Raw genomic sequence first — 23,477 nt, 5'->3', positions numbered from 1 at the left:
TTCAGTCTGTTAAGCATGGTTAAGGATGCATAAAACGCGCTAATTGCGACATACGTTCAGTAAATTGATGCTGAAAGACGATTTGATCCTTTGAAGAAATCTTGAGTTGTTGTGGTAACGGAGCCTGCATTGCATCAATCGGCTGACCACTGTGACGCAATTCATAATGCAGATGTGGCCCTGTGGAACGCCCAGAATTACCGGTTAAAGCAATGCGCTGGCCTTGCTTTACTTTCTCTCCAGCCTTAACAAAAATACGGCTGAGATGAAAAAAGTGTGTACTGTAATTACGTCCATTTCGTAGTACTAGGTATTGCCCAGCTAAGGGGTGCAAACCAGCTTTCATGACGACACCATCGCCAGTGGCAATGACAGGTGTCCCCAAAGGCGTCGCGATATCGGTACCGTAATGTGGTGCGTATTGATGCGTCACAGGATTAAGCCGATGCGGATTAAAATCCGAGCTTATGGGATAAGATTGTGTCACGGGCAGGCGCATTAAAGATTTTTGAGCCCCCAATCCATGCTGATCATAAAATCCTGTCTCCGCAAACCGTATCCATTGCAGATCTTGGCCTTGGTGACGTAGCCATATCGCGGCCACTTTCCCCTGGCCGAAAGGCTGTCCACCAACCACCGGTTGTTCCACTTCTATGGCAAAGGTATCACCAATCACACCTGATTGCGTCACATCCACTTGCCAATACAATACATTGGCAATCGTTTGAATCTGACTTGGTGTCAAACCACTATTCATCACACTTTGATAAAAATTACGTGTCACTACCCCTGATTTAACCACCGTTTGAGTGATACCTTGTTGAAGGTATGGGCGAAATAGAAATTCACTTCCTTTTCGAACGTATACACTGCTTAAACGCGCATTACGATGTATCTGTAATTCTAATAACTGCCCGTCATCATCCTGTGTCCATTCCACCACTTGCCCTTTAGCAACCTGAATTGCTTGGGGGTTAGTTTTGATCATCAACAGCAGTTCATTGGGGTCTAAGCCATACAGCTTAAAAATAGTCGCGAGTGTTTCACCAGTTTGAACATGATGGCTATTCGTTTGAGGAGGGATGTCTGGGTAAATAACTTCGCTAAGAGTGAGCTCAGGATCGTTTCGCTCTAATAGCGCCTCTTGATGGACGGTAGGCAATGAATGATCTCTATAGCTACTGTATCCCATCACAATCAAGAGCAACAAAGCGACCCCACCAGCCCAATGCCAGAGTGGTCGCTTCGAATTAGCACCATGATAAGGGTGAGAAAGGTGTGACAACGATTATCCTTAACGAGTCAAACACTGAGTAAAATTGTCAGCCAGTTGCTGCAAAAACTGGAAGTAAGCGCCGGGTTGAACAGCTACATCGGTCGCCAGTGGATCTAAAACCCCATGCGAAACTTTCGTTCCTCGAGTCGTTGAATCAATCACAGCCGGAGTAAATTGTGGCTCAGAAAAAACACAATACACCTGATCTCCCTGTAACGCGGTACGGATAGCAATTAAGCTCTTCGCGCCTGGGCGACGATCAGGTGACACGGTAAATGCCCCTAAATGCTTTAACCCAAAGTATTGCTCGTAGTATTCGTAAGCATCATGGAACACATAGTAACCATGATCTTTCACCGGGGCGAGTTGCTGCTTGATTTTTTCAGTTGTTGCATTTAGTTGCTCAACAAAAGACTCGTAGTTAGCCGTATATTGTGCCGCGTGCTTAGAATCGATTTGAGACAGTTTATCAACAATAACTTTTGCCATTTGCTGTGCCTGAGCAGGACCTAACCATAAATGTGGATCATAGTTGCCATGGTGGTGATGCCCATCATCATGATGCTCATGACCTTCGTGCTCATCATAAACAAACTTATCAATTGAATCATATTGATCAAGTTGTAATGCATTTTGACTCTCTTTAAGCGCACCTTCTAAAAACGATTCTAAACCTGGGCCAACCCAAATAAAAATGTCAGCCTCTTTCAACTTACGCACATCGGATGGCTTCAACGCATAATCATGCGGTGAGGTGTTATTGGCCAGTAAGACTTCTGAATCCGTCACACCTTTCGTTAATTCTTGCGTGATAAGTTGCAGCGGTTTAATTGAGGTCATGACTTTGATGGGGGTCGATGATTGTGCCCAAGCCAGATTTGAAATGATACTAAATACCATTGCCATAGCGATCCCTGCATGTGATAAAATGCGCGGCATGTTTTTCTCCAAGTTCAATGTAGCGTAAAATCTTAGTGCTTAAGTAAGTGCCTGCTTCACCGCGCTTCAAGTTAGAATTAGATAAACTACCTTTAGACGTTAAATACTTTAGATAGAAGCTAAGTAAAGAAGCGTGGTATTGGGCGCAATATGATTACTTTTTAACAGTAGTAATCAATTTCAATAATGTTACTATATAACATTACACATCATCAAGTTGGTTGGCAATGTCTGAATTAATTCGACTAGATAATATTTCTGTTTCTTTTAATGAGAAATCGGTTCTCGATAATATCAGTCTCACAATAAACAAAGGCGAAATCACAACGCTGATTGGCCCGAATGGCGCGGGTAAATCAACCCTAGTTAAAGTGATGCTCGGTTTAGTGAAACCCAACACAGGTTCAATTCATAAACCCCAAAAAGTTCGTATCGGCTATGTACCGCAAAAACTGCATTTAAACGACAGCCTTCCGCTTACCGTTGACCGTTTTCTCAAATTAGCGGGCCGCTATAGCACCAATGAGCGTATGGAAGCCTTACGTTTAGTTGGGGCAGAAAGTTTATATACAAATGACATGCATAAATTGTCGGGTGGTGAAAACCAACGGGTTCTATTAGCACGTGCATTACTACAACGTCCAGATTTATTGGTACTCGATGAGCCGGCACAAGGTGTCGATGTACAAGGTCAAATTGATTTATACACCCTAATCAACTCACTTCGTCAGCGCTTTGGTTGTGCGGTATTTATGGTTTCTCACGACTTGCATCTTGTCATGGCTCAAACCGATGAAGTGATCTGCTTGCAGCACCATATTTGTTGCTCTGGCGCACCAGAAGCCATTACTCAACATCCCAGTTATATTGCGATGTTTGGTCAAACTGCGAAAGATACCCTCGCCTTTTACCATCACGATCATCATCACCATCATGATTTATCAGGTGAACCGATTGAAGGCGATGCAGAAAACTGTGGTCACAACAGTTGTGCTCATCATGCGACCCATCAACACAAGCGTGGACACTGATTTATGTTAGATATTTTATTGCCTTCTATTCTCGCAGGGCTAGGTATTGCCATTATTGCTGGCCCATTAGGGTCATTGGTGGTCTGGCGCAAAATGGCCTACTTTGGTGATACTCTTGCGCATGCCTCTTTGCTGGGTTTGGCGTTAGGCTTTCTATTAGATGTGAACTTGTATTTCACACTCGTCATTTGCTGTTTAGCGCTCGCCATTTTACTCGCCGCATTGCAAGAGCAAAAAGTCATCGCTACCGATACCTTACTGGGTATTTTAGCTCATAGCTCATTATCGCTCGGTCTTGTCGCTGTCAGCTTTTTAGATAATGTGCGCGTGGATTTAATGAGCTATTTGTTTGGTGATTTATTGGCGGTTTCTCCATCTGATTTGATGTTTATCTACATTGGCGGATTGGTTTTAATGGCGCTGGTGATGTATTTTTGGCGTGCATTACTGTCGACCTCGATTAATGAAGAACTGGCCAGTGTGGAAGGCATCAATGTTCCTTTCATGCGGGTGGTACTTATGCTCTTAGTCGGTCTGGTGATTGCGGTGGGTATGAAATTTGTCGGCGCGTTGATCATTACTTCCTTACTGATTATTCCCGCAGCAACCGCGCGACGCTTTGCCAAAACACCAGAGCAAATGGCAATTGGCGCTTCCTGTTTAGGTATGGTTTCAGTGCTTGCGGGCCTAAGTTTATCTTGGTATTACGATACGCCAGCCGGACCATCTGTGGTCATTTCTGCCGCTGCACTCTTTTTATTAAGCCAACTCAAACCACATCGTCGTTAGCGACCTAAGACCTGACTTTAAAACCAAGAGTGGTATTGATATCACTCTTGGTTTTATTACCTTTCATCCCTTGTTGCACCTAGTGTGATCGCTATCTCTCAGCCCTCAGAACTACGCCTAAAGATAATCATTGAAGGAGGGTTTCAAGACTTCACTGCTGTTCAATAATGTCCCAACCCTATTCTCCGTTTCTGATAAAGACAAAAATAAGAGGTCATGATGAGAAAACCTACCCACTCTATGCTTGCTAGTGCCTTAGCCTTGAGTTTCTTTTCCGCTCACGCTTATTCAAGTACTGATCCCATGCCAAATACCTGTCAGTATCCATCGGCTCAACAAACCAATGATTTACGCCTGTATCAAATCATGGTGGAAAGTTTTGTTGATGGTGACAGTAAAGCAAACTACGGTGAGGGTTATGGCACCAGTCACCATAATGGTGATTTGCAAGGCATCATTAACTCTCTCGATTACATTCAATCCCTAGGCGTTAACGCGATTTGGCTGACTCCAATTTTTGCTTCTCTCCCAATTGAAGGCCAATCACACTGGGATGACAAACTCGATGCTACCGGCTACTTTGCCAGTGATTATTTTAAAATTGACCCGAAATTTGGCACGTTGGAACAAGCGAAAACTTTAGTTGATGAAGCCCACAAGCGTGGTTTATATGTATTTTTTGATGGCGTGTTTGGTCACCATAAGTCGAATATTGTCCCTTCACCAACCGGCTTAACGCCCAAAGGCCCAGACAACCCTGTCGAATACCCAGCCAGTTTGCCGTTTTATCAACAAGTAGCGAGCTATTGGATTAAAGAATTAAAAATCGATGGCTGGCGATTAGACCAAGCCTATCAAGTGCCCACTAAAGATTGGATTGAGCTAAAAAAGACCGTACAACAAGCCTCGCAAAGTGTGCAATACACTGACCATAAGGGTGAGAAAGTGCATCCGCTAGGATATATGGTGGCTGAAATATGGAATAACCAAAACTATATCACCGAACATGGTTATGGTTCGGAGCAAGATCCCGCGCTGTGCTCAGCATTTGATTTTCCAATGCGATACCGTTTAGTGGAAACCTTTGCAGTTAATGAAAATGGCATTGGCGGTAAAGGTGGCGACTGGCTCGCGCAAGGCATGGATTTACAATCGCTTTATCCCAAACATGCAAGACCAAACTTGATGCTCGGCAACCATGACTTAGTGCGGTTTGGGGATTTGCTACAACGCGGCTATCTCGCTCAACCAAAAGATGAAAGTTACTGGCAACGACATTTAGCTGCCATCAGTTTTATGACGGCTTATACCGGCCCAATTACCTTATATTACGGCGATGAAATTGGAGATGAAGTGACAGACTTCTCCGACAAAGTTCCTAATGATATCTGCGCGTCTCAAGGTTGGTGTGATGACCACGTAGCACGCTCTAGCGCGAAAATTGACGGGGTAACCTCCGACTTAACCCAACAGCAAACCAGCCTCAAGCAACATGTTAGTCAATTGATGGCGTTACGTGCCGCCAATCCTGTGTTATCACAAGGTGAAAGGGTTTCGGTGCTAGCCAATCAATTTGTGTACATTGACCATAAAAGTTACCAAGGTAACAACATGCTCTTTATGGTGAGTACTTCGGATAAACCACAAACCTTATCGTTAAACACGCAACAAGTAGGCTCATCCGGTGCTTTAGTCGATATGCTAACAGGAGCAGATATTATGCCTAATCAAGGGCAATATCAGTTCACCTTAGCGCCTTTTGAAGCCAAATTTTTATCTATTAAGACACCAACAACCTTAGTGGTAAATAAAGCGCAAGTGAGCTTATCTGGCGATGGCTTTATGGCGCAATGCGATAACCCAACTCTAGAGGAAAGAGGCCCTATCGACAAACCTTTGTACGTGGTAGGTGATTTTACCGATTCTGGATGGAAGCATGTAGCAAGCCGCCAGTTTAGCTATAAAGGACAAGGGGTTTATCAAGCAGTAGTCGATGAACAAGCTGGCAGTTACCGTATGCAATACGCCAGTCAGGATTGGAAACCTCAATTTACCTCAGCTAGCTTAGAAGTCAGTGCTGGAAAAGTGGGCCAATTAAAATATGGTGGTTACGGTAAAGACACAGCAGCTTTGATCCCAGAATCGGGTAAATATGTGTGGAGCTTGCAGTTTTCAGACTCCGGTAGCCCTGAGAAAATCATGCTGTCAAAATGCCCACAATAGACAACAGTGAATCAAAGACTCAAAACCATACACATACGCTAAATCGATAAATAACAGCGCCGCCAAAAAGAACTGGCGGCGCTGCTGTTTCGTCTTAGCGATTTTCAAATAACGTGATTATAAGCGGTGAGTACCACACAACTTATTGCCCGATGGATCACGTAAATAAGCAAGGTACAAACGGCCTGCTGGGCCATTACGCTCACCCGGAGGATCTTCACAAGCCACCCCACCATTGGCAACACCGGCTTCGTGCCAAGCATGTACCAATTCTGGTGAAGAAATCGCAAAGCCAAAGGTTGAGCCATTACCATGAGTGGCTGGCTGTCCATTGATTGGTGTTTTCAAAATAAACACACCGGTGGGAGTCGCGTAAATACAGCTGTCACCGCGAATAACACCCGGTTCATAACCTAGTGTACCTAGAATCGCATCATAGAATTTTTTTGATGCTTCTAAATCATTCGAGCCTAACATAATGTGACTGAACATAATTCTTCCTTATTGATGAATAACAAATTCACGTGGCTACTCTAGCCCTTCACTATGAAAAATCCAAGTGATTATCAAGCCTGAAAGACGGTTTCGTGTAATAAAAAAGGCCATCCTAAGATGACCTTTTCAATAGAAATTAATGGGTGATTACCAACCTGTCACTTCTTTCAGTGCCTCACCGATTTCTGCCAGTGATTTGGTTGTGCGAACGCCAGCCGCTTCTAGTGCAGCAAATTTATCTTCTGCCGTACCTTTACCGCCTGAAATGATCGCACCTGCGTGACCCATACGCTTACCTGGAGGCGCAGTCACACCGGCAATGTAAGAGACAACAGGTTTAGTCACGTTGGCTTTAATGTAAGCGGCCGCTTCTTCTTCTGCAGTACCACCAATTTCACCGATCATCACAATCGCTTCAGTCGCAGGGTCGTTTTGGAACATTTCTAGTACATCGATAAAGTTGGTTCCCGGGATTGGGTCACCGCCGATACCAACACAGGTAGACTGACCAAAACCAGCATCCGTTGTTTGTTTAACCGCTTCATAAGTCAAAGTACCTGAGCGAGAAACGATACCGACACGGCCTGGCTTGTGAATGTGACCAGGCATGATACCGATCTTACATTCTCCCGGTGTGATCACACCTGGGCAGTTTGGACCAATCATGCGAACGCCGGTTTCTTCAAGCTTCACTTTCACATCCAGCATATCTAAAGTTGGAATGCCTTCTGTGATAGTTACGATGAGCTCGATACCTGCATCAATAGCTTCTAAGATCGCATCTTTACAAAATGCCGCTGGTACGTAGATAACGGTCGCCGTTGCACCCGTGGCTTCAACCGCTTCGCGAACCGTATTAAATACCGGCAAGCCTAAATGCTCTGTGCCACCTTTACCCGGAGACACACCGCCAACCATTTGCGTACCGTAAGCAATCGCTTGTTCTGAGTGGAATGTACCTTGACCACCAGTAAAGCCTTGGCAAATAACTTTGGTATCTTTATTAATTAGTACTGACATTATTTGCCCTCCGCCGCTTTAACTACTTGAACTGCTGCATCTTTTAGAGATGTTGCTGCAATGATATCTAAACCAGATTTCGCTAGAACTTCGCGTCCTAGTTCGGCATTGGTACCTTCTAGGCGAACCACAACCGGTACTTCAACGCCTACTTCTTTTACAGCACCTATGATACCTTCTGCGATCATGTCACAACGAACAATACCACCAAAGATGTTTACTAGAACCGCTTTAACATTAGTATCAGATAAGATGATCTTGAATGCTTCAGCCACACGTTCTTTGGTTGCGCCGCCGCCCACATCAAGGAAGTTTGCAGGCTTACCGCCGTGTAGGTTAACGATGTCCATTGTGCCCATCGCAAGACCTGCACCGTTGACCATACAACCTACGTTACCATCTAGGGCAACATAGTTAAGTTCAAATTGCGCCGCATGTGCTTCACGCTCATCTTCTTGCGATGGATCGTGCATTTCACGTAGCTTAGGTTGACGATACATAGCGTTAGAATCGATGTTGATTTTGCCATCGAGACACAATAAGTCACCGGCACCAGTAATCACTAGCGGGTTGATTTCTAGAAGTGCTAAATCGTATTGAGCAAACATTTTACCTAAGCCCATGAAGATCTGAGTAAATTGCTTGATTTGATTACCCTTCAAGCCAAGTTTAAAGGCAAGCTCACGGCCTTGATACGCTTGAGGACCAACAAGAGGATCGATCGCAGCTTTATGAATCAGTTCTGGAGTTTCTTCCGCCACTTTTTCAATCTCTACACCGCCTTCGGTCGATGCCATGAAAACGATGCGACGCGTGCCACGGTCAACCACAGCACCTAGGTATAATTCGTTCGCGATATCAGACGCTTCTTCTACAAGAATTTTTGTAACCGGTTGGCCTTTCGCATCCGTTTGGTAAGTCACTAGATTTTTACCTAGCCACTTTTGTGCAAATTCTTTTACGCCATCTTTGGTGTCATGTAGTTCAACACCACCCGCTTTACCACGCCCACCAGCGTGTACCTGACATTTAACAACTTTCTTTGCCGTGCTAATACGACCAGCGGCTTCATACGCTTCAAGAGGAGTATTGCAAGCGTAACCTTCTGGTACTGGCAATCCGAATTCAGCAAATAACTGCTTAGCTTGATATTCATGCAAATTCATGTGCGACTTCCATTTTTTATCCGTGAGGATTTATTATTTCCATTGATACTATTTCTTTGAGATAAAGGAAAAATATCATTTCGAGTGTAGGTGTACGTTTAAAATCGCCGAATAAAATACTTATCCGGCGATTGAGTCACACGCTTATACGTCAAGCAATAAACGTGCTGGATCTTCTAGCAACTCTTTAATCGTTACTAAGAAGCCTACTGACTCACGACCGTCAATCAAACGGTGGTCATAAGACAGTGCAAGATACATCATTGGCAAAATTTCCACTTTGCCATCCACCGCCATTGGACGATCTTGGATTTTATGCATGCCCAAGATAGCCGATTGTGGTGGGTTAATGATTGGTGTTGACATCAATGAACCAAACACACCACCGTTGGTGATGGTAAAGTTACCACCCATTAAATCTTCTACTTGAAGTTTGCCGTCACGACCTTTAACAGCAAGCTCTTTGATGCCTTTTTCGATATCAGCGAAGCCTAATTGATCACAGTTTTTAAGTACTGGTGTCACTAAGCCGCGTGGCGTTGATACCGCCATGCTGATATCAAAGTAGTTGTGATAAACAATGTCATCACCATCAATTGAAGCATTCACTTCTGGGTAACGTTTTAGAGCTTCTGTTACTGCTTTCACATAGAAAGACATGAAACCGAGACGAACGTCATGACGCTTCTCAAACTGATCTTTGTACTGAGCACGTAGATCCATGATTGGCTTCATGTTGACTTCGTTAAACGTGGTCAACATCGCTGTTGAGTTTTTCGCTTCCAATAAACGATTAGCAACCGTTTTGCGAAGACGAGTCATTGGTACACGTTTCTCACTACGCGCAGCCGCAGGTACATCAACGGCTTGTTCTTTCTCTGCTGGAGCAGATGCAGCAGGTTTCGCTAGGTGGGCTTCCACATCTTCACGAGTAATACGACCACCCACACCCGTGCCTTTCACATCTGATGCTTCAAGGTTGTGTTCAGCAAGAAGACGGCGAACTGCAGGGCTAAGCGCATCATTCGATTCTTCACTCAAAGACGCTTTATGACGTTTATCAGGAGAAGCTTCTGATGATTCTGCTTTATCTGTTGTTGGCTCACCCGCTACCGCACCCGGCTTAAGTTTTGCCAAAAGTTGCTTAGACAGTACGGTTGCACCTTCTTCTTCAAGAATGGCTTCCAACACACCATCATCTGGTGCTGGTACTTCAAGCACTACTTTGTCTGTTTCAATCTCAACCAATACTTCATCGCGTTGTACCGCGTCGCCTGGTTGTTTATGCCATGTAGCAACAGTCGCGTCTGCTACGGATTCAGGTAAATCTGGAACCAGAATTTCAATTGTCATATCTGTAAAGTCCTTATCTCTAGTTCATTCAACTAAGAGTCTTAATCCACTGTCACTTAATAATCTAAATTCAAAGCATCATCGACCAATGCTTTCTGTTGTTTTAAGTGAACTGACATATAACCAACCGCTGGAGAAGCTGAAGCTGGTCGACCTGCGTATTTCAACGTTGCACCATTCGGTAAAGCAAAGCGCATATTGTGTTGGCTGCTATACCAAGCGCCTTGGTTTTGTGGCTCTTCTTGACACCAAACAAAATCTTCAACATTGGTATATTGCTCAATTGCCTTACTTACATCTTCATATGGGAACGGGTATAACTGCTCCACTCGAATAATAGCCACATCGGTTTGTTCGTTCTTACGACGTTGTTCAAGCAAGTCGTAATACACTTTGCCAGAACACATCACAACACGTTTCACCTGACTTGGATCCAACTCATCCATTTCACCAATTGCGGCTTGGAATGTGCCATTGGCTAAATCTTCAAGGCTTGAAGTACAGAGCGGATGGCGCAGCAAGGATTTAGGTGACATCACAATCAGTGGACGACGCATTGGACGAATCACTTGACGACGAATCATGTGATAAACCTGTGCCGGTGTAGATGGCACAACCACTTGCATGTTTTGTTCTGCACAAAGTTGCAAATAGCGTTCTAAACGAGCGGAGGAGTGTTCAGGACCTTGGCCTTCGTAACCGTGTGGTAGCAACATAGTTAAGCCACATAAACGGCCCCACTTCTGCTCACCAGAGGAGATGAACTGATCAATAACCACTTGAGCACCATTGGCAAAATCACCAAATTGCGCTTCCCAAATGGTTAAACCACCTGGTTCTGCGGTTGCATAACCGTATTCAAATGCCAACACAGCTTCTTCTGATAACACTGAGTCAAACACTTGGAATGGCCCTTGATTATCATGAATATGACCTAGAGGCATATATGTGCTCGCGGTTTCTTGATCGTGCAACACAGCATGGCGATGGAAGAAAGTACCACGGCCAGAGTCTTGACCAGTAAAGCGGATACGTTTCCCACTATCAACTAACGTTGCGTAAGCCAGAATTTCAGCCATACCCCAGTCAATCGGCTTCTCACCGCTCGCCATAGACACTCGATCGTTGTACAGTTTTTCAACACGACTTTGTAGTTTGTGGCTTTCTGGGAACTGACACACTTTAGCACCAAGATCAGTTAAGCGTTTCAGATCAATTTGACTGTCCCATTCCTCATTCCATTCATGGCCGAGATATGGAGACCAATCAACAGAATGCAGTGCCATTGGACGCCATTCTTTGACCACCACTTCTCCACGGTCTAATGCATCACGGTATTCATTGACCATTTGAGTTGCAGTTTCAAGCTCGATATCTTGACGGTCAACCAATACATCAGCATATAACTTACGAGGGGTTGGATGCTTTTTGATTTTTTGATACATCAATGGCTGCGTAGCATTTGGCTCGTCGGCTTCGTTATGTCCATGGCGACGATAACAAACCAAGTCAATCACTACATCACGCTTAAACTCGTTGCGGTAATCTAAAGCAATACGGGTAATAAATGCTACTGCTTCTGGGTCATCCGCATTAACGTGGAAGATTGGTGCCTGTACCATTTTGGCAATATCAGTACAGTACATAGTTGAGCGCGTATCTCGAGGGTTTGACGTCGTGAAACCTATTTGGTTATTGACCACAATACGCACTGTACCACCAACCTGATAGCCACGGGCTTGTGACATGTTGAAGGTTTCAGCTACAACACCTTGACCCGCGATAGCTGAGTCACCGTGGATAGTAATCGGCAATACTTTGCTGCCATCTTTATCGCCGAGGCGGTCTTGGCGAGCACGAACCGAACCAATGACCACAGGGTTAACGATTTCTAAGTGTGATGGGTTAAATGCTAAGGCTAAATGCACATCACCACCTGGAGTTGCAAAGTCAGCTGAGAAACCTTGATGATATTTCACATCACCAGTACCCCAACTTTCACCGTGCTTACCGGCAAATTCATCAAATAAATCTTGTGGTTTTTTACCAAGAACGTTGACCAGCATATTTAAGCGGCCACGGTGTGCCATACCAATAACCACTTCGCGCATGCCTTTTGAGCCAGCATGACGAATCAGCTCTTTTGTCATTGGTATCAGTGCATCACCACCTTCCAGGGAGAAACGCTTAGCACCTGGGAATTTCGCGCCAAGATAGCGTTCCAAACCTTCTGCTGCGGTTAATTCATCGAGGAAAGTTAATTTTTCTTCTTTTGTGAAAGTGCCTTCACCGACAACCGACTCCAAGCGGTCTTGAATCCAGCGCTTTTCTTCTGTGTTGGTGATATGCATGTATTCCGCACCAATAGAACCACAGTAGATTTTATTTAGTGCTTCATAGATATCTTTTAATGGCATGGTGTCTTTACCGACAGCAAAAGAACCAACATTAAAAGATTCTTGGAAATCATCTTGGGAAAGATTATGGAATGCTGGGTCAAGTTCAGCGACTGACTCACGTTTCCAAATATTGAGAGGATCTAAATTCGCAGCTTGATGCCCGCGGAAACGGTACGCATTAATTAACTGCAATACTTTTACTTGTTTAGCATCGACATCAGGATCACTAACTTGGACATTGTAATGCTTTGTCTCTTTCGCTAATCGTCGGAAGTAGTCACGAACACGAGAATGTGGTTGTTCGCCATGGGTAGGAGCTTCTACTGGTAGGCTATCAAACACTTGTTTCCATTCGTCACCGACTTGATCGGGATCACTAAGATACAGTTCGTAGAGTTCTTCTACGTACGTTGCATTGGCGCCAGCCAAGTGTGAAGACTCGAGCCATGCCTTCATCACGCCGTTGTGCATATTTTCCCTTAACCTTTTTTGGTTTCAAATTATGCTTCGGCATCTACTTAAACCACTTATAAGTAGATACCTGATTGTAAGCCGGCCTAAAACAGGCCGACCATCCTTGCTCATTGAGCAATTTTTATACTGAACGATTAATCAGCATCGATTTGATGTGGCCAATCGCTTTTGTTGGGTTCAACCCCTTAGGACAAACATTGACACAATTCATTATCTCATGACAACGAAAAACGCTAAATGCATCGTCAAGATTTGACAAGCGTTCATCTGTAGCGGTATCTCGGCTATCAATTAACCAACGATATGCCGCTAACAGACCTGCTGGGCCAATAAATTTATCTGGGTTCCACCAGAACGATGGGCACGATGTTGTACAACATGCACACATAATGCAGTCGTACAGACCATCTAAATGCGCGCGGTCTTCTGGTGACTGTAAGTGTTCACGCGATGGTGGCAATTCACCGTCATTAATTAGGTATGGCTTCACTTTCGCGTAGTTATCGTAGAACTGAGCCATATCCACAATTAGGTCACGAATAACTGGTAGACCAGGCAATGGACGGATAATCACTTTACCCTTGGCGGTCAATGCTGATAATGGCGTAATACAAGCGAGGCCATTTTTACCATTCATATTGAGACCGTCTGAACCACACACACCTTCACGGCATGAACGACGGAATGAAATTGTTGGATCTTGCTCTTTCAAAAGAATCAGAGCGTCCAACACCATCATGTCAGAGCCTTCTTCTATTTCCAGTGCGTAATCCTTCATATATGGCTTTTTGTCCACATCTGGGTTGTATCGGTATAAAGAGAAATTCACTTTCATTATTCAACCCTCCCTTAGTAAGTACGCACTTTCGGCGGGAATGCTTCGCGTAATACAGGTTGCATATTCACATCACGCTTAGACATTTGTTCCGTCTCTGGGTTATAGATAGAGTGACATAGCCAGTTAGCATCATCACGGTCTGGGTAATCGAAACGCGCATGAGCACCACGACTTTCTGTACGGTAGTTTGCTGCTACTGCTGTGGCATAAGCCGTTTCCATCAAGTTATCAAGCTCTAAACATTCAACACGTTGAGTATTAAACTCCGTCGACTTGTCAGAAAGGTGGGCATCTTTCAAACGCTCACGAATTTCTTTCAATTCTTTCAAACCTTCTGCCATCGCTTCACCTTCACGGAATACCGAGAAGCTACGTTGCATACAGCTTTGTAGGTCTTTACGAATTTGAACAGGATCTTCACCACCAGTGCTATTTTCCCAACGATTGTAGCGAGCAAGAGATGCTTCAATATCCGATTCAGTTGCCGGACGCGCTTCGGCTTGTGCTGCCAGTGTTTCACCTAGGTGTAAGCCTGTTGCACGGCCAAACACAACAAGGTCGAGCAATGAGTTACCACCTAAACGGTTCGCACCATGTACCGATACCGATGCAATCTCACCACAGGCAAATAGGCCTTGAACTTCTTGATCTTGACCATTGGCGTCTTGTTTAATTGCTTGACCAGAAACCTGTGTTGGCACCCCACCCATCATGTAGTGACAAGTTGGGATAACAGGAATCGGTTCTTTCACTGGGTCAACATGTGCGAAAGTACGTGAAAGCTCAAGAATACCAGGCAAACGAGCATCTAGTACTTCTTTACCTAAGTGATCCAATTTCAGCTTAATATGTGGACCCCAAGGACCATCACAGCCACGACCTTCACGAATTTCGATCATCATTGAACGCGCAACCACATCACGACCAGCTAAGTCTTTGGCATTTGGCGCATAACGCTCCATGAAACGTTCGCCATCTTTATTTAATAGGTAGCCACCTTCACCACGACAGCCTTCGGTCACAAGCACACCCGCGCCAGCGATACCCGTTGGGTGAAATTGCCACATTTCGATATCTTGCATTGGCACGCCAGCACGCAGCGCCATACCAACACCATCACCAGTATTGATGTGAGCGTTAGTCGTCGATTGATAAATACGACCAGCACCACCTGTCGCTAAAATCGTTGCCTTAGCTTTGAAGTAACAAATTTCGCCCGTTTCCATACAAAGCGCCGTCGTACCCAAAATGGCACCATCTTGGTTTTTCACAAGATCCAATGCATACCATTCAGAGAAAATCGTCGTTTTGTGTTTAATATTTTGTTGGTAAAGCGTATGAAGCAATGCGTGACCAGTACGGTCAGCTGCCGCCGCAGTACGCGCCGCTTGTTCGCCACCAAAGTCTTTAGACTGACCGCCAAATGGGCGCTGATAGATAGAACCATCTTCAAAGCGAGAAAAAGGTAAGCCCATTTTCTCTAATTCGATCACAGATTCTGGACCATTTTTACACATGTATTCGATCGCATTTTGGTCACCGATATAGTCGGAACCTTTCACGGTATCGTACATGTGCCATTGCCAATCATCTTTATGTGAGTTACCAAGCGCAACCGTAATACCACCTTGCGCAGAAACAGTATGAGAACGAGTTGGAAATACTTTTGAAAGCAACGCACAAGATAGGCCTTGCTCTGAAATTTGTAATGCGGCACGCATACCTGCGCCACCAGCGCCGATCACAACGGCGTCAAATTCACGAACGGGAATACTCACTTACACACCCCACAGAATAAATAGACCAGAGAAGAAGTACGCAATTAATGTCACGATGATGATAAGTTGCAGAATAACGCGTACTGCGGTTGGTTTTACATAATCAGTCAACACCTGCCACATGCCAATCCATGCATGGATAAGGACACAAACTAAAGCAACCATGGTAAACACTTTGGTGAAAGTGCCACCAAAGAAGGATTGCCAAGCTAGGTAGTTGATCTCTGACGCACAAGCCAAATAGCCCACCATATAAATGGTGTATAACGCCATAATGATGCCTGTCGCTCGGATGAGGAGGTAATCATGTACTCCATTACGTCCGAATGAAGAAATGTGCTTTACCATACAAGAACTCCTGCTAATACCGATAATACAGCTGTAACCACGAAAACAGCTTTTGCACTTAATGCGCCGCTTTCTTTCTCTTCAAAATATTTCATATCCATTAGCAAATGGCGGATACCACCACAAATGTGGTAAGCAAGCGCGGTCAAAATGCCCCATAAAATGAATTTCACAATAAAGCTATCAATAAAGCTTGATGCTTGTGAAAAGCCGGTTGGAGATGCTAGAGAAGTGGCAAGAAGCCATAATAAGATACCAACAGAAACAAACATAATGACACCAGAGATACGGTGCACAATGGATGCGATTGCGGAAATCGGAAAATGTATCGTTTGTAGGTCTAAATTGACCGGTCTGGACTTTCTTTCTTTCACGGGTGTGCTCACTCAGCTCCATTGGGAGCATTTATAGTTATTGACATAAATTGATTAAACAACCTGTAACGATTTAACTAACAACTTCAGTCCATAACACCCAGTTTATATATGAATTTTTTGCTAATTAAACGTCGTCTTCACCTAGAGTAGCTTCCTAAACCCCTGATAAAATAAGGCGTTAACCAAAATTTTCTCTTGCACTATACGACCGTGAAGTTTCAAATTCAATTCATGTAACAAAATATGCTACATAGAACATATTTTTAACTTTTTCCATGTAAAAAATTCAAACTACCCCACAGAACCGAGTAGAACAATTGACTTTACTAGCCATTCTGAGTACAAAAACCATACACAAAATATCCTGGACGGATAAATAATTAACAAAGGAGAATGTCATGGCGGATAAGAAAGCGACCCTTCATATTGAGGGTCAAGCACCTATTGAGCTCCCTATTCTTAGTGGCACAGATGGCCCAGATGTGTTGGATGTTCGCAAATTAGGTGCAAGTGGTTATTTTACATTTGACCCAGGTTTTCTTGCTACAGCGTCTTGCGAATCCCAAATCACTTACATCGATGGCGGCAAAGGTATCTTGCTACATCGTGGTTTCCCAATTGATCAACTTGCTAATAACGCAGATTATTTAGAAGTTTGTTATATCCTACTCTACGGTGAAGCACCGACTCGCGAAGAATATAAAAAATTCAAAAAAATCGTTTCTGACCACACCATGGTGCACGAGCAAATTGCAAGTTTCTTCCATGGGTTCCGTCGTGATGCGCACCCAATGGCGGTAATGTGTGGTGTGGTTGGCGCATTAGCTGCGTTTTACCACGATTCACTCGACATAAACAATTCAACACACCGCGAAATTACAGCGTTCCGTTTGCTATCTAAAATGCCAACGTTGGCTGCGATGTGTTACAAATATTCGATTGGTCAACCATTTATCTACCCTCGTAACGAACTAGATTACGCGAGCAACTTCCTACACATGATGTTTGCTAATCCATGTGAAGAATACGTGGTTAACCCTGTTGTGGCTCGTGCAATGGATAAAATCTTTACCTTACATGCTGACCACGAGCAAAACGCGTCAACGTCAACGGTTCGTTTGGCTGGTTCTTCTGGTGCAAACCCATTCGCGTGTATCGCTGCAGGTATTGCTTCTCTTTGGGGCCCTGCGCACGGCGGTGCGAACGAAGCTTGTTTGAAAATGCTAGAAGAAATTGGCAGCGTTGAAAATATTCCTGAATACATTGAGCGTGCGAAAGACAAAGAAGATCCATTCCGTTTAATGGGCTTTGGTCACCGTGTATACAAAAACTTCGACCCTCGTGCGAAAGTTATGCGTGATTCTTGCCACGAAGTACTTTCTGAACTCAACATTCAAGATCCACTGCTTGATGTCGCTATGGAATTAGAGCGTATTGCGCTTTCTGACCCTTATTTTGTTGAGAAGAAACTGTACCCGAACGTCGATTTCTACTCAGGCATCATCTTGAAAGCAATTGGTATTCCAGTATCTATGTTTACGGTAATCTTCGCGATTTCACGTACCATTGGCTGGATTGCCCATTGGAATGAGATGCACGATGATCCGAACAATCGTATCGGTCGTCCACGCCAACTTTACACTGGTAAGCTAAGCCGTGATTTCACACCGCTTCAAGAACGTGAATAAGAGTTTTAGCTAAACCAATACAACAAAGCGAGCCGACAATGGCTCGCTTTTTCGTTTCTCGTTTCTCGTTTCTCGAGGATGAACCTGCACTAGACCGGATTATCGATATCGATAAATTCAACATCAAAGCCATGCTCTTGTGCTAGCCATTCACCCAATGCTTTAACCCCATAACGCTCAGTTGCATGATGGCCAGCTGAATAATAATGGATTCCCATTTCGCGTGCACTGTAAGTGGTTCGCTCTGAAATTTCCCCAGAAATAAACGCATCCAAACCAGATCTCGCCGCCAATTCAATATAGTCTTGTCCTCCGCCAGTACACCAACCGATAGTTTTAATCATCTTATCTTCAACATCAGGATGAATATGTAATGGCTTGCGTTGCAACACATTTTCAATACGCTCCGCTAATTGCTTACCTGATAGCGCGGTTTTAAACTCGCCAAACATGGCAACAGATTGAGGGTGCCCTTCTAAACCACCTTGCGTATCGATGCATAATAGTTGGGCTAGTTGCGCGTTGTTGCCAAGAGTAGGATGAATATCGAGCGGCAAATGGTAGGCATAAAGATTGATGTCATTTTGGATCAGGCTTCGAATACGCTTACCTTTCATTCCAACCAATGGCTCGGCTTCACCTTTCCAAAAATAACCATGATGGACCAATATCGCATCTGCATCGGCAGCAATCGCCGCTTCAATAAGCGCTTGAGAAGCGGTGACACCTGTGATGATTTTTTTCACCTCTTGCTTGCCTTCTACTTGCAGCCCATTAGGACAATAGTCTTTTACCAATTGAGGTGATAAAGTTTGATTCAGTAATGTCTCTAATTTCAGGTTATTCATGACCGACCTTTTGATTAATCTCTGATAGTGATACAACAATGATCAACGGATGGCAGCAAGGTTTCAACCTTTAAAGTAAGGAACATACATTTTTCGCTATGAAATACCATATATCTGCTGAGCAGCGTGATAATTTATTTAACAAGATAAGTGATTGGATGACGGTTACCCCACCGCTATTCACACCCAATCAACACCGACTGGCTGACAATCCATTTTCACCGGATATTACACCGCTTCCGATTGAGTACTCAGGTAATTCACGACTTGGCTTTTGGTATCAGCACTTATGTCATCAGCTTTTTGCTGGCCATCCTCACTACCAAATTTTGGCAGAAGAAATTCAGTTAAATGATCAAGGTAGAACCATTGGTGCGCTTGATTTTGTGTTATTGAATCAAGTCTCTGATAGTGCAGAACATTGGGAAGTGGCGATCAAGTTTTATATCTTATTTAACGGGTATTGGTACGGACCGAACAGCCGAGATCGTTTGGATTTAAAACTGTCACACATGCTCAATCATCAGCTGACGATGTCACAGCACTCATGTTTTAAACACCTTTATCCTACCCTTGAGCACATTGAACCTAAGTTGTTAATGCAAGGGCGCTTATACGTTAATCCTTTCCGTGATGAAACCATTCCAACTCATTGCTTAGAATATGAAATAAACACTAGCCAAATTAATGGTTATTGGTGTTTTTTCGATGAAGTGTCACAGATTCAACAGCCACTCTATGCGCTCAAAAAGGGCCAATGGTTAACAGGAAAAGAAAGTGACTCTCTATTATTAGATGAACTTGAAGATGAATTTGTCCATTGCCAAGCAGAAGATGGGCGTTTCTGGTTTATCTTGCCCAATCACTGGCCTAAGCACTGCCTAAAAACGTAGCACAATAAAAAGCGCAATAAAAAACGAGAACACTAAGGCTCTCGTTTCATTTCGTTTTAATAGACTTCCTTATCCCGAGTTCAGGTTAGGTAGACTTTATAATCCGGCGTTGGCAAATACTTGATTTACGATCTCTTGTGCTTCCTGCTCAATTTGTTTGAGGTGCGCTTCACCTTTAAAACTCTCACAATAAATCTTGTAAATATCCTCAGTGCCAGATGGACGAGCAGCAAACCAGCCATTTTCAGTGGTCACTTTCAGGCCACCGATTGCCCCTCCGTTGCCTTGCGCGTGCGTCAAACGAGCTGTGATTTTTTCACCTGCTAACTCATCAGCACTCACCATTTCTGCCGACATATTTTTTAATATATTTTTCTGTTCAGTATTCGCCACAGCTTGGATACGATTGTAAGCAGAAGCACCATGTCTCGCCGCTAACTTATCGTAGTACTGCTGTGGGTTCATGCCTGTTACCGCAGTAATTTCTGCTGCTAACAAGCATAAAATAATGCCATCTTTATCCGTTGACCAAGGGGTACCATCTTTACGTAAGAAAGACGCACCGGCACTTTCTTCGCCACCAAAACCAAAACGGCCTTCGTACAACCCATCAACAAACCACTTAAAGCCAACCGGCACTTCACACAGTTCACGGCCTAAATCGGCAACCACACGGTCAATGATCGCGCTAGATACCAATGTTTTCCCCACTTGTACGTCCGGTTTCCATTCATTGCGGTGACGGAACAAGTAATCAATACAGACCGCAAGGTAGTGGTTTGGATCCATCAAGCCTTGTGGTGTCACTATACCGTGTCGGTCGTAATCCGGGTCGTTACCAAAAGCCAAATCATAATCATCTTTCAAAGATAATAGACTTGCCATCGCGTATGGCGATGAGCAATCCATACGGATCACACCATCTTTATCTAAAGTCATAAACTGGAATGAAGGATCAACGGTCTCACTGACCAAAGTCATATCAAGCTGATAAGTTTTGGCAATACGGCGCCAATATTCAATACCTGCACCACCAAGCGGATCGATACCAATTTTTAACGTCGCTTTTTGAATCGCTTGCATATCAATAACATTGACCAGATCATCAACATACGGTTGGACTAAATCCACTGTTTTCACCACTGAAGTATCTTGCGTACGTTTTACGCCAGCAAGATTGGCCGCAATGTATTGATTGGCTTTGTCTTCAATGCGCTGAGTAATCTCACCTTCCGCGGGACCACCATGGCTTGGGTTGTATTTAATACCGCCATCTTGAGGTGGATTATGCGAAGGTGTGATCACGATACCATCGGCTTTATCCTGATGCGTTTTGTTATAAGTCAAAATGGCATGCGAAATGCCCGGTGTTGGTGTGAAGCCATTGTTTTCTTGCACAATCACTTCAATGCCATTGGCCACTAACACTTCAACTACAGAACGGCAAGCTGGCTCAGACAATGCGTGAGTATCTTTACCTACAAACATCGGCCCGGTTAAACCAGTCGTGGTTCGTTCGTCCACCACCGCTTGAGCAATCGCGAGAATATGATTTTCATTAAATGTGGCTTTACTGGAACAACCTCGGTGACCAGAAGTACCAAATTGCACTTTATGGGCACTGTTAGTCGCATCCGGTTGAATAAAAAAGTAATCGCTTACTAAAGCAGGAATATTAATGAGATCTTCCGGTAAGGTTTTAGTACCCGCTCGTGGATGAATAGGCATAAGATGGTCCTTGCAATAATCTAAAATTAAAAAAGCCTCATAATAAATGGTTATCCAATATCATGAGGCTCTTATCCAATCAGTGTTATCTTAATACGTTAGATGGCATTACACACTTTATCAATCAGCTCGGCTTGGAAGCCCATTTGAGTCATCAGCTGTTGCACCATTTGGCGTTTACGGTTGGTGTTGTTATTGGTGATAACCCAAAACGGCGTATTCGGAATAGAACGAGGTTTGGTCGTTTTACCACTCGCCAATAGGGTTTCTTCATTATCCGCAAAATACACACGAGTACGGCCTTTTACTTTCGCCGCTTCGGCAAAGTCAGCCTCATTGATATGGTACAAAGAAGATAAAATCAGCATAAAGCGATCAATGGCTTTCTCTTTTTCTGCAAACTCATCAGAAATCAGCAAAGTACGCATCACTTTCACGCCATCTGCTTTTTCTTGCTTTGCAGGTTGTGCCGGAGTTTCCGCAACTACAGGCTGTGCAACTTTAACGGTTTCTTGTGATCCTTGCTGCCCACCGATTAAAAGTCGACGCAAAATATCCGAGGCACTTTCACCAATATGCTGGGTTTGGCTCGCGATATAACGGTAAAGTTCTTCATCTACTTCAATGGTTTTCATTGGCTTTTCACAATCTCAATCTGTTTAAAACTGGCCAGATTATACCTATAACTGAGCAGATTCTCTATGTTAATTACGGTTTGTTATTCACAAAAAAGATCGGTTTGATCACTGAATATCAGATTGTGTGGTTATTAAAACAGCGAACACCATTTTCACTCCAAATATTCTAGGTATACAAATCCATAAGCCATTTCTACTATCTCTACTGCAATAACCTATAATGACGGTTTAATTATGAACAACTGTAAGCCCTCATTACTTTTCTACCACGACTGTATTATGATGACATCATTGAATTCAGTTATAGGCTTAATATGAACGCTCAACCACTCCTTCATCATACTATTCAAGGACATGGCCCATGTATTGTGTTAATACATGGGTTGTTCGGCAGCTTAAGTAATCTAGGATTACTCGCTCGTGACCTAGTAGAAGATCACACAGTCATTAGTGTCGATTTACGTAATCATGGTCTTTCTTTTCACAGTGAGACAATGAACTACACTGCAATGGCTGAAGATTTAAACCAATTATTAGATGCGTTGAATATTTCCTCAACGGTAGTGATTGGACACTCTATGGGCGGCAAAGCTGCCATGTCTCTGGCAGGCATCGCTCCAGATAAAATTTCCCAGCTGATTGTATTAGACATGGCGCCTGTTGCTTACACTCAAAGAAGGCATGACAATGTGTTTGCTGGGCTAAGAAGCGTGATAGAACAAAAGCCAGCCACGCGTAAAGATGCACTTGCCTGCCTGGCGCAACATGTGGAAATAGAAGGTGTACGCCAGTTTCTTGCAAAATCGTTGGTTTCAAAAGATGGCTATATGCAGTGGCTTTTCAACGTAGATGACATCATAGCCAACTACCACAACATCCAAGATTGGCAGTCAATCGCTCCCTATCATGGCGAAACATTATTTTTAAAAGGTGCAGAATCCGATTATTTAATGGCGAGCCATCAAGCTGAAATCATTCAACAATTTCCAAACAGCAAAGCACATATCATTGCCAATACCGGCCATTGGTTGCATGCAGAAAAACCACAAGAAGTACTGCGGTCTATTCATCGATTTCTGTCGAAATAATTCACATTTAACACAAGCTGAACACGGACTTCGCATTAACTTTCAACTCGATTGATGCTATAGTTCACCCATAAAAAAACAATGGCGC

The 23,477-nt window shown here is 43.8% G+C and carries 20 protein-coding genes; 6 read left to right on the top strand and 14 right to left on the bottom strand.

Going from position 1 to position 23,477, the window contains the following annotated elements; translation table 11 throughout:
* Positions 1–19: 19 nt before the first annotated feature.
* Together Vgang_RS04190 and znuA are read right to left on the bottom strand one after the other, a co-directional pair.
* The gene (locus Vgang_RS04190) at positions 20–1,285 is read right to left on the bottom strand and encodes a peptidoglycan DD-metalloendopeptidase family protein (RefSeq protein WP_105902453.1); all 1,266 of its coding nucleotides are present in this window, start codon (positions 1,283–1,285) and stop codon (positions 20–22) included.
* Between the two features lie 9 nt (positions 1,286–1,294).
* Entirely contained in the window at positions 1,295–2,215 is a 921-nt protein-coding gene (znuA, locus tag Vgang_RS04185; RefSeq protein WP_105902454.1) for a zinc ABC transporter substrate-binding protein ZnuA, read from the bottom strand.
* A gap of 227 nt (positions 2,216–2,442) precedes the next feature.
* Here znuA and znuC point away from each other — a divergent pair, with 227 nt between their 5' ends.
* The 3 genes from znuC to Vgang_RS04170 all read left to right on the top strand — a co-directional run bounded on the left by znuC (position 2,443) and on the right by Vgang_RS04170 (position 6,258).
* Positions 2,443–3,246, top strand: a complete 804-nt coding sequence (gene znuC, locus Vgang_RS04180) for a zinc ABC transporter ATP-binding protein ZnuC (RefSeq protein ID WP_105902455.1) — start codon at positions 2,443–2,445, stop codon at positions 3,244–3,246.
* A 3-nt stretch (positions 3,247–3,249) separates the two neighbouring features.
* Positions 3,250–4,035, top strand: coding sequence for a zinc ABC transporter permease subunit ZnuB (znuB, locus tag Vgang_RS04175; protein WP_105902456.1), 786 nt, complete (start codon positions 3,250–3,252; stop codon positions 4,033–4,035).
* A gap of 216 nt (positions 4,036–4,251) precedes the next feature.
* A complete protein-coding gene (locus tag Vgang_RS04170; protein ID WP_105902457.1) occupies positions 4,252–6,258 on the top strand; it encodes an alpha-amylase family glycosyl hydrolase in 2,007 nt (668 codons plus the stop codon).
* 117 nt (positions 6,259–6,375) lie between these two features.
* Here the strand turns inward: Vgang_RS04170 and Vgang_RS04165 are convergent, their stop codons facing one another.
* The 9 genes from Vgang_RS04165 to sdhC all read right to left on the bottom strand — a co-directional run bounded on the left by Vgang_RS04165 (position 6,376) and on the right by sdhC (position 16,515).
* Positions 6,376–6,750, bottom strand: coding sequence for a VOC family protein (locus Vgang_RS04165; RefSeq protein ID WP_105902458.1), 375 nt, complete (start codon positions 6,748–6,750; stop codon positions 6,376–6,378).
* Between the two features lie 150 nt (positions 6,751–6,900).
* On the bottom strand, positions 6,901–7,773 hold the full coding sequence (gene sucD / locus Vgang_RS04160) for a succinate--CoA ligase subunit alpha (protein ID WP_086982774.1): 873 nt from the start codon (positions 7,771–7,773) through the stop codon (positions 6,901–6,903).
* Entirely contained in the window at positions 7,773–8,939 is a 1,167-nt protein-coding gene (sucC, locus tag Vgang_RS04155; RefSeq protein ID WP_105902459.1) for an ADP-forming succinate--CoA ligase subunit beta, read from the bottom strand. Before sucC ends, sucD begins: the two co-directional genes overlap by 1 nt.
* 144 nt (positions 8,940–9,083) lie before the next feature.
* Positions 9,084–10,292 (bottom strand): 2-oxoglutarate dehydrogenase complex dihydrolipoyllysine-residue succinyltransferase, encoded by a 1,209-nt coding sequence (odhB, locus tag Vgang_RS04150; RefSeq protein ID WP_105902460.1) that lies wholly within the window; start codon positions 10,290–10,292, stop codon positions 9,084–9,086.
* A 56-nt stretch (positions 10,293–10,348) separates the two neighbouring features.
* The gene (sucA, locus tag Vgang_RS04145; RefSeq protein WP_105902461.1) at positions 10,349–13,162 is read right to left on the bottom strand and encodes a 2-oxoglutarate dehydrogenase E1 component; all 2,814 of its coding nucleotides are present in this window, start codon (positions 13,160–13,162) and stop codon (positions 10,349–10,351) included.
* Positions 13,163–13,286: 124 nt separating this feature from the next.
* Positions 13,287–14,000: a succinate dehydrogenase iron-sulfur subunit gene (locus Vgang_RS04140; protein ID WP_105902462.1), complete on the bottom strand. Its 714-nt coding sequence runs from the start codon at positions 13,998–14,000 to the stop codon at positions 13,287–13,289.
* 14 nt (positions 14,001–14,014) lie between these two features.
* Positions 14,015–15,781, bottom strand: coding sequence for a succinate dehydrogenase flavoprotein subunit (gene sdhA / locus Vgang_RS04135; protein WP_105902463.1), 1,767 nt, complete (start codon positions 15,779–15,781; stop codon positions 14,015–14,017).
* On the bottom strand, positions 15,782–16,129 hold the full coding sequence (gene sdhD / locus Vgang_RS04130) for a succinate dehydrogenase, hydrophobic membrane anchor protein (RefSeq protein ID WP_105902464.1): 348 nt from the start codon (positions 16,127–16,129) through the stop codon (positions 15,782–15,784).
* The gene (gene sdhC / locus Vgang_RS04125) at positions 16,123–16,515 is read right to left on the bottom strand and encodes a succinate dehydrogenase cytochrome b556 subunit (protein ID WP_105902465.1); all 393 of its coding nucleotides are present in this window, start codon (positions 16,513–16,515) and stop codon (positions 16,123–16,125) included. The genes sdhD and sdhC overlap by 7 nt, the downstream gene beginning before the upstream one ends.
* A gap of 389 nt (positions 16,516–16,904) precedes the next feature.
* Between sdhC and Vgang_RS04120 the strand changes: the two genes are divergently transcribed.
* Complete coding sequence (locus Vgang_RS04120) at positions 16,905–18,194, top strand: citrate synthase (RefSeq protein ID WP_105902466.1); 1,290 nt, start codon at positions 16,905–16,907, stop codon at positions 18,192–18,194.
* A gap of 89 nt (positions 18,195–18,283) precedes the next feature.
* Here Vgang_RS04120 and Vgang_RS04115 read toward each other — a convergent pair whose 3' ends face one another.
* Complete coding sequence (locus tag Vgang_RS04115) at positions 18,284–19,042, bottom strand: Nif3-like dinuclear metal center hexameric protein (RefSeq protein ID WP_105902467.1); 759 nt, start codon at positions 19,040–19,042, stop codon at positions 18,284–18,286.
* Positions 19,043–19,140: 98 nt separating this feature from the next.
* Here Vgang_RS04115 and Vgang_RS04110 point away from each other — a divergent pair, with 98 nt between their 5' ends.
* Positions 19,141–19,935 carry a DUF1853 family protein gene (locus tag Vgang_RS04110; protein ID WP_105902468.1) on the top strand — a complete coding sequence of 265 codons (795 nt, stop codon included), beginning with the start codon at positions 19,141–19,143 and terminating at the stop codon, positions 19,933–19,935.
* A gap of 96 nt (positions 19,936–20,031) precedes the next feature.
* Here Vgang_RS04110 and pgm read toward each other — a convergent pair whose 3' ends face one another.
* Positions 20,032–21,663, bottom strand: a complete 1,632-nt coding sequence (pgm, locus tag Vgang_RS04105; RefSeq protein WP_105902469.1) for a phosphoglucomutase (alpha-D-glucose-1,6-bisphosphate-dependent) — start codon at positions 21,661–21,663, stop codon at positions 20,032–20,034.
* A gap of 98 nt (positions 21,664–21,761) precedes the next feature.
* Positions 21,762–22,298 (bottom strand): replication initiation negative regulator SeqA, encoded by a 537-nt coding sequence (seqA, locus tag Vgang_RS04100; protein ID WP_105902470.1) that lies wholly within the window; start codon positions 22,296–22,298, stop codon positions 21,762–21,764.
* A gap of 317 nt (positions 22,299–22,615) precedes the next feature.
* Here seqA and Vgang_RS04095 point away from each other — a divergent pair, with 317 nt between their 5' ends.
* A complete protein-coding gene (locus Vgang_RS04095; protein WP_105902471.1) occupies positions 22,616–23,389 on the top strand; it encodes an alpha/beta fold hydrolase in 774 nt (257 codons plus the stop codon).
* The last annotated feature ends 88 nt before the right edge of the window (positions 23,390–23,477 follow it).

The organism is Vibrio gangliei (assembly GCF_026001925.1).
Lineage (GTDB): Bacteria > Pseudomonadota > Gammaproteobacteria > Enterobacterales > Vibrionaceae > Vibrio > Vibrio gangliei.
The sequence above is the reverse complement of the archived record's forward strand: the minus strand, read 5'-3'. Positions and strand labels throughout refer to the sequence as shown.

What these genes read in the sequence shown, in the direction of transcription:
- znuA (WP_105902454.1), bottom strand. Translation starts at nt 2,215, where the DNA reads ATGCCGCGCATTTTATCACATGCAGGGATCGCTATGGCAATGGTATTT.
- Vgang_RS04115 (WP_105902467.1), bottom strand. Translation starts at nt 19,042, where the DNA reads ATGAATAACCTGAAATTAGAGACATTACTGAATCAAACTTTATCACCT.
- znuC (WP_105902455.1), top strand. Translation starts at nt 2,443, where the DNA reads ATGTCTGAATTAATTCGACTAGATAATATTTCTGTTTCTTTTAATGAG.
- sucD (WP_086982774.1), bottom strand. Translation starts at nt 7,773, where the DNA reads ATGTCAGTACTAATTAATAAAGATACCAAAGTTATTTGCCAAGGCTTT.
- sucA (WP_105902461.1), bottom strand. Translation starts at nt 13,162, where the DNA reads ATGCACAACGGCGTGATGAAGGCATGGCTCGAGTCTTCACACTTGGCT.
- pgm (WP_105902469.1), bottom strand. Translation starts at nt 21,663, where the DNA reads ATGCCTATTCATCCACGAGCGGGTACTAAAACCTTACCGGAAGATCTC.
- Vgang_RS04140 (WP_105902462.1), bottom strand. Translation starts at nt 14,000, where the DNA reads ATGAAAGTGAATTTCTCTTTATACCGATACAACCCAGATGTGGACAAA.
- sucC (WP_105902459.1), bottom strand. Translation starts at nt 8,939, where the DNA reads ATGAATTTGCATGAATATCAAGCTAAGCAGTTATTTGCTGAATTCGGA.
- seqA (WP_105902470.1), bottom strand. Translation starts at nt 22,298, where the DNA reads ATGAAAACCATTGAAGTAGATGAAGAACTTTACCGTTATATCGCGAGC.
- Vgang_RS04110 (WP_105902468.1), top strand. Translation starts at nt 19,141, where the DNA reads ATGAAATACCATATATCTGCTGAGCAGCGTGATAATTTATTTAACAAG.
- Vgang_RS04165 (WP_105902458.1), bottom strand. Translation starts at nt 6,750, where the DNA reads ATGTTCAGTCACATTATGTTAGGCTCGAATGATTTAGAAGCATCAAAA.
- sdhD (WP_105902464.1), bottom strand. Translation starts at nt 16,129, where the DNA reads ATGGTAAAGCACATTTCTTCATTCGGACGTAATGGAGTACATGATTAC.
- Vgang_RS04120 (WP_105902466.1), top strand. Translation starts at nt 16,905, where the DNA reads ATGGCGGATAAGAAAGCGACCCTTCATATTGAGGGTCAAGCACCTATT.
- znuB (WP_105902456.1), top strand. Translation starts at nt 3,250, where the DNA reads ATGTTAGATATTTTATTGCCTTCTATTCTCGCAGGGCTAGGTATTGCC.
- Vgang_RS04095 (WP_105902471.1), top strand. Translation starts at nt 22,616, where the DNA reads ATGAACGCTCAACCACTCCTTCATCATACTATTCAAGGACATGGCCCA.
- Vgang_RS04170 (WP_105902457.1), top strand. Translation starts at nt 4,252, where the DNA reads ATGATGAGAAAACCTACCCACTCTATGCTTGCTAGTGCCTTAGCCTTG.
- odhB (WP_105902460.1), bottom strand. Translation starts at nt 10,292, where the DNA reads ATGACAATTGAAATTCTGGTTCCAGATTTACCTGAATCCGTAGCAGAC.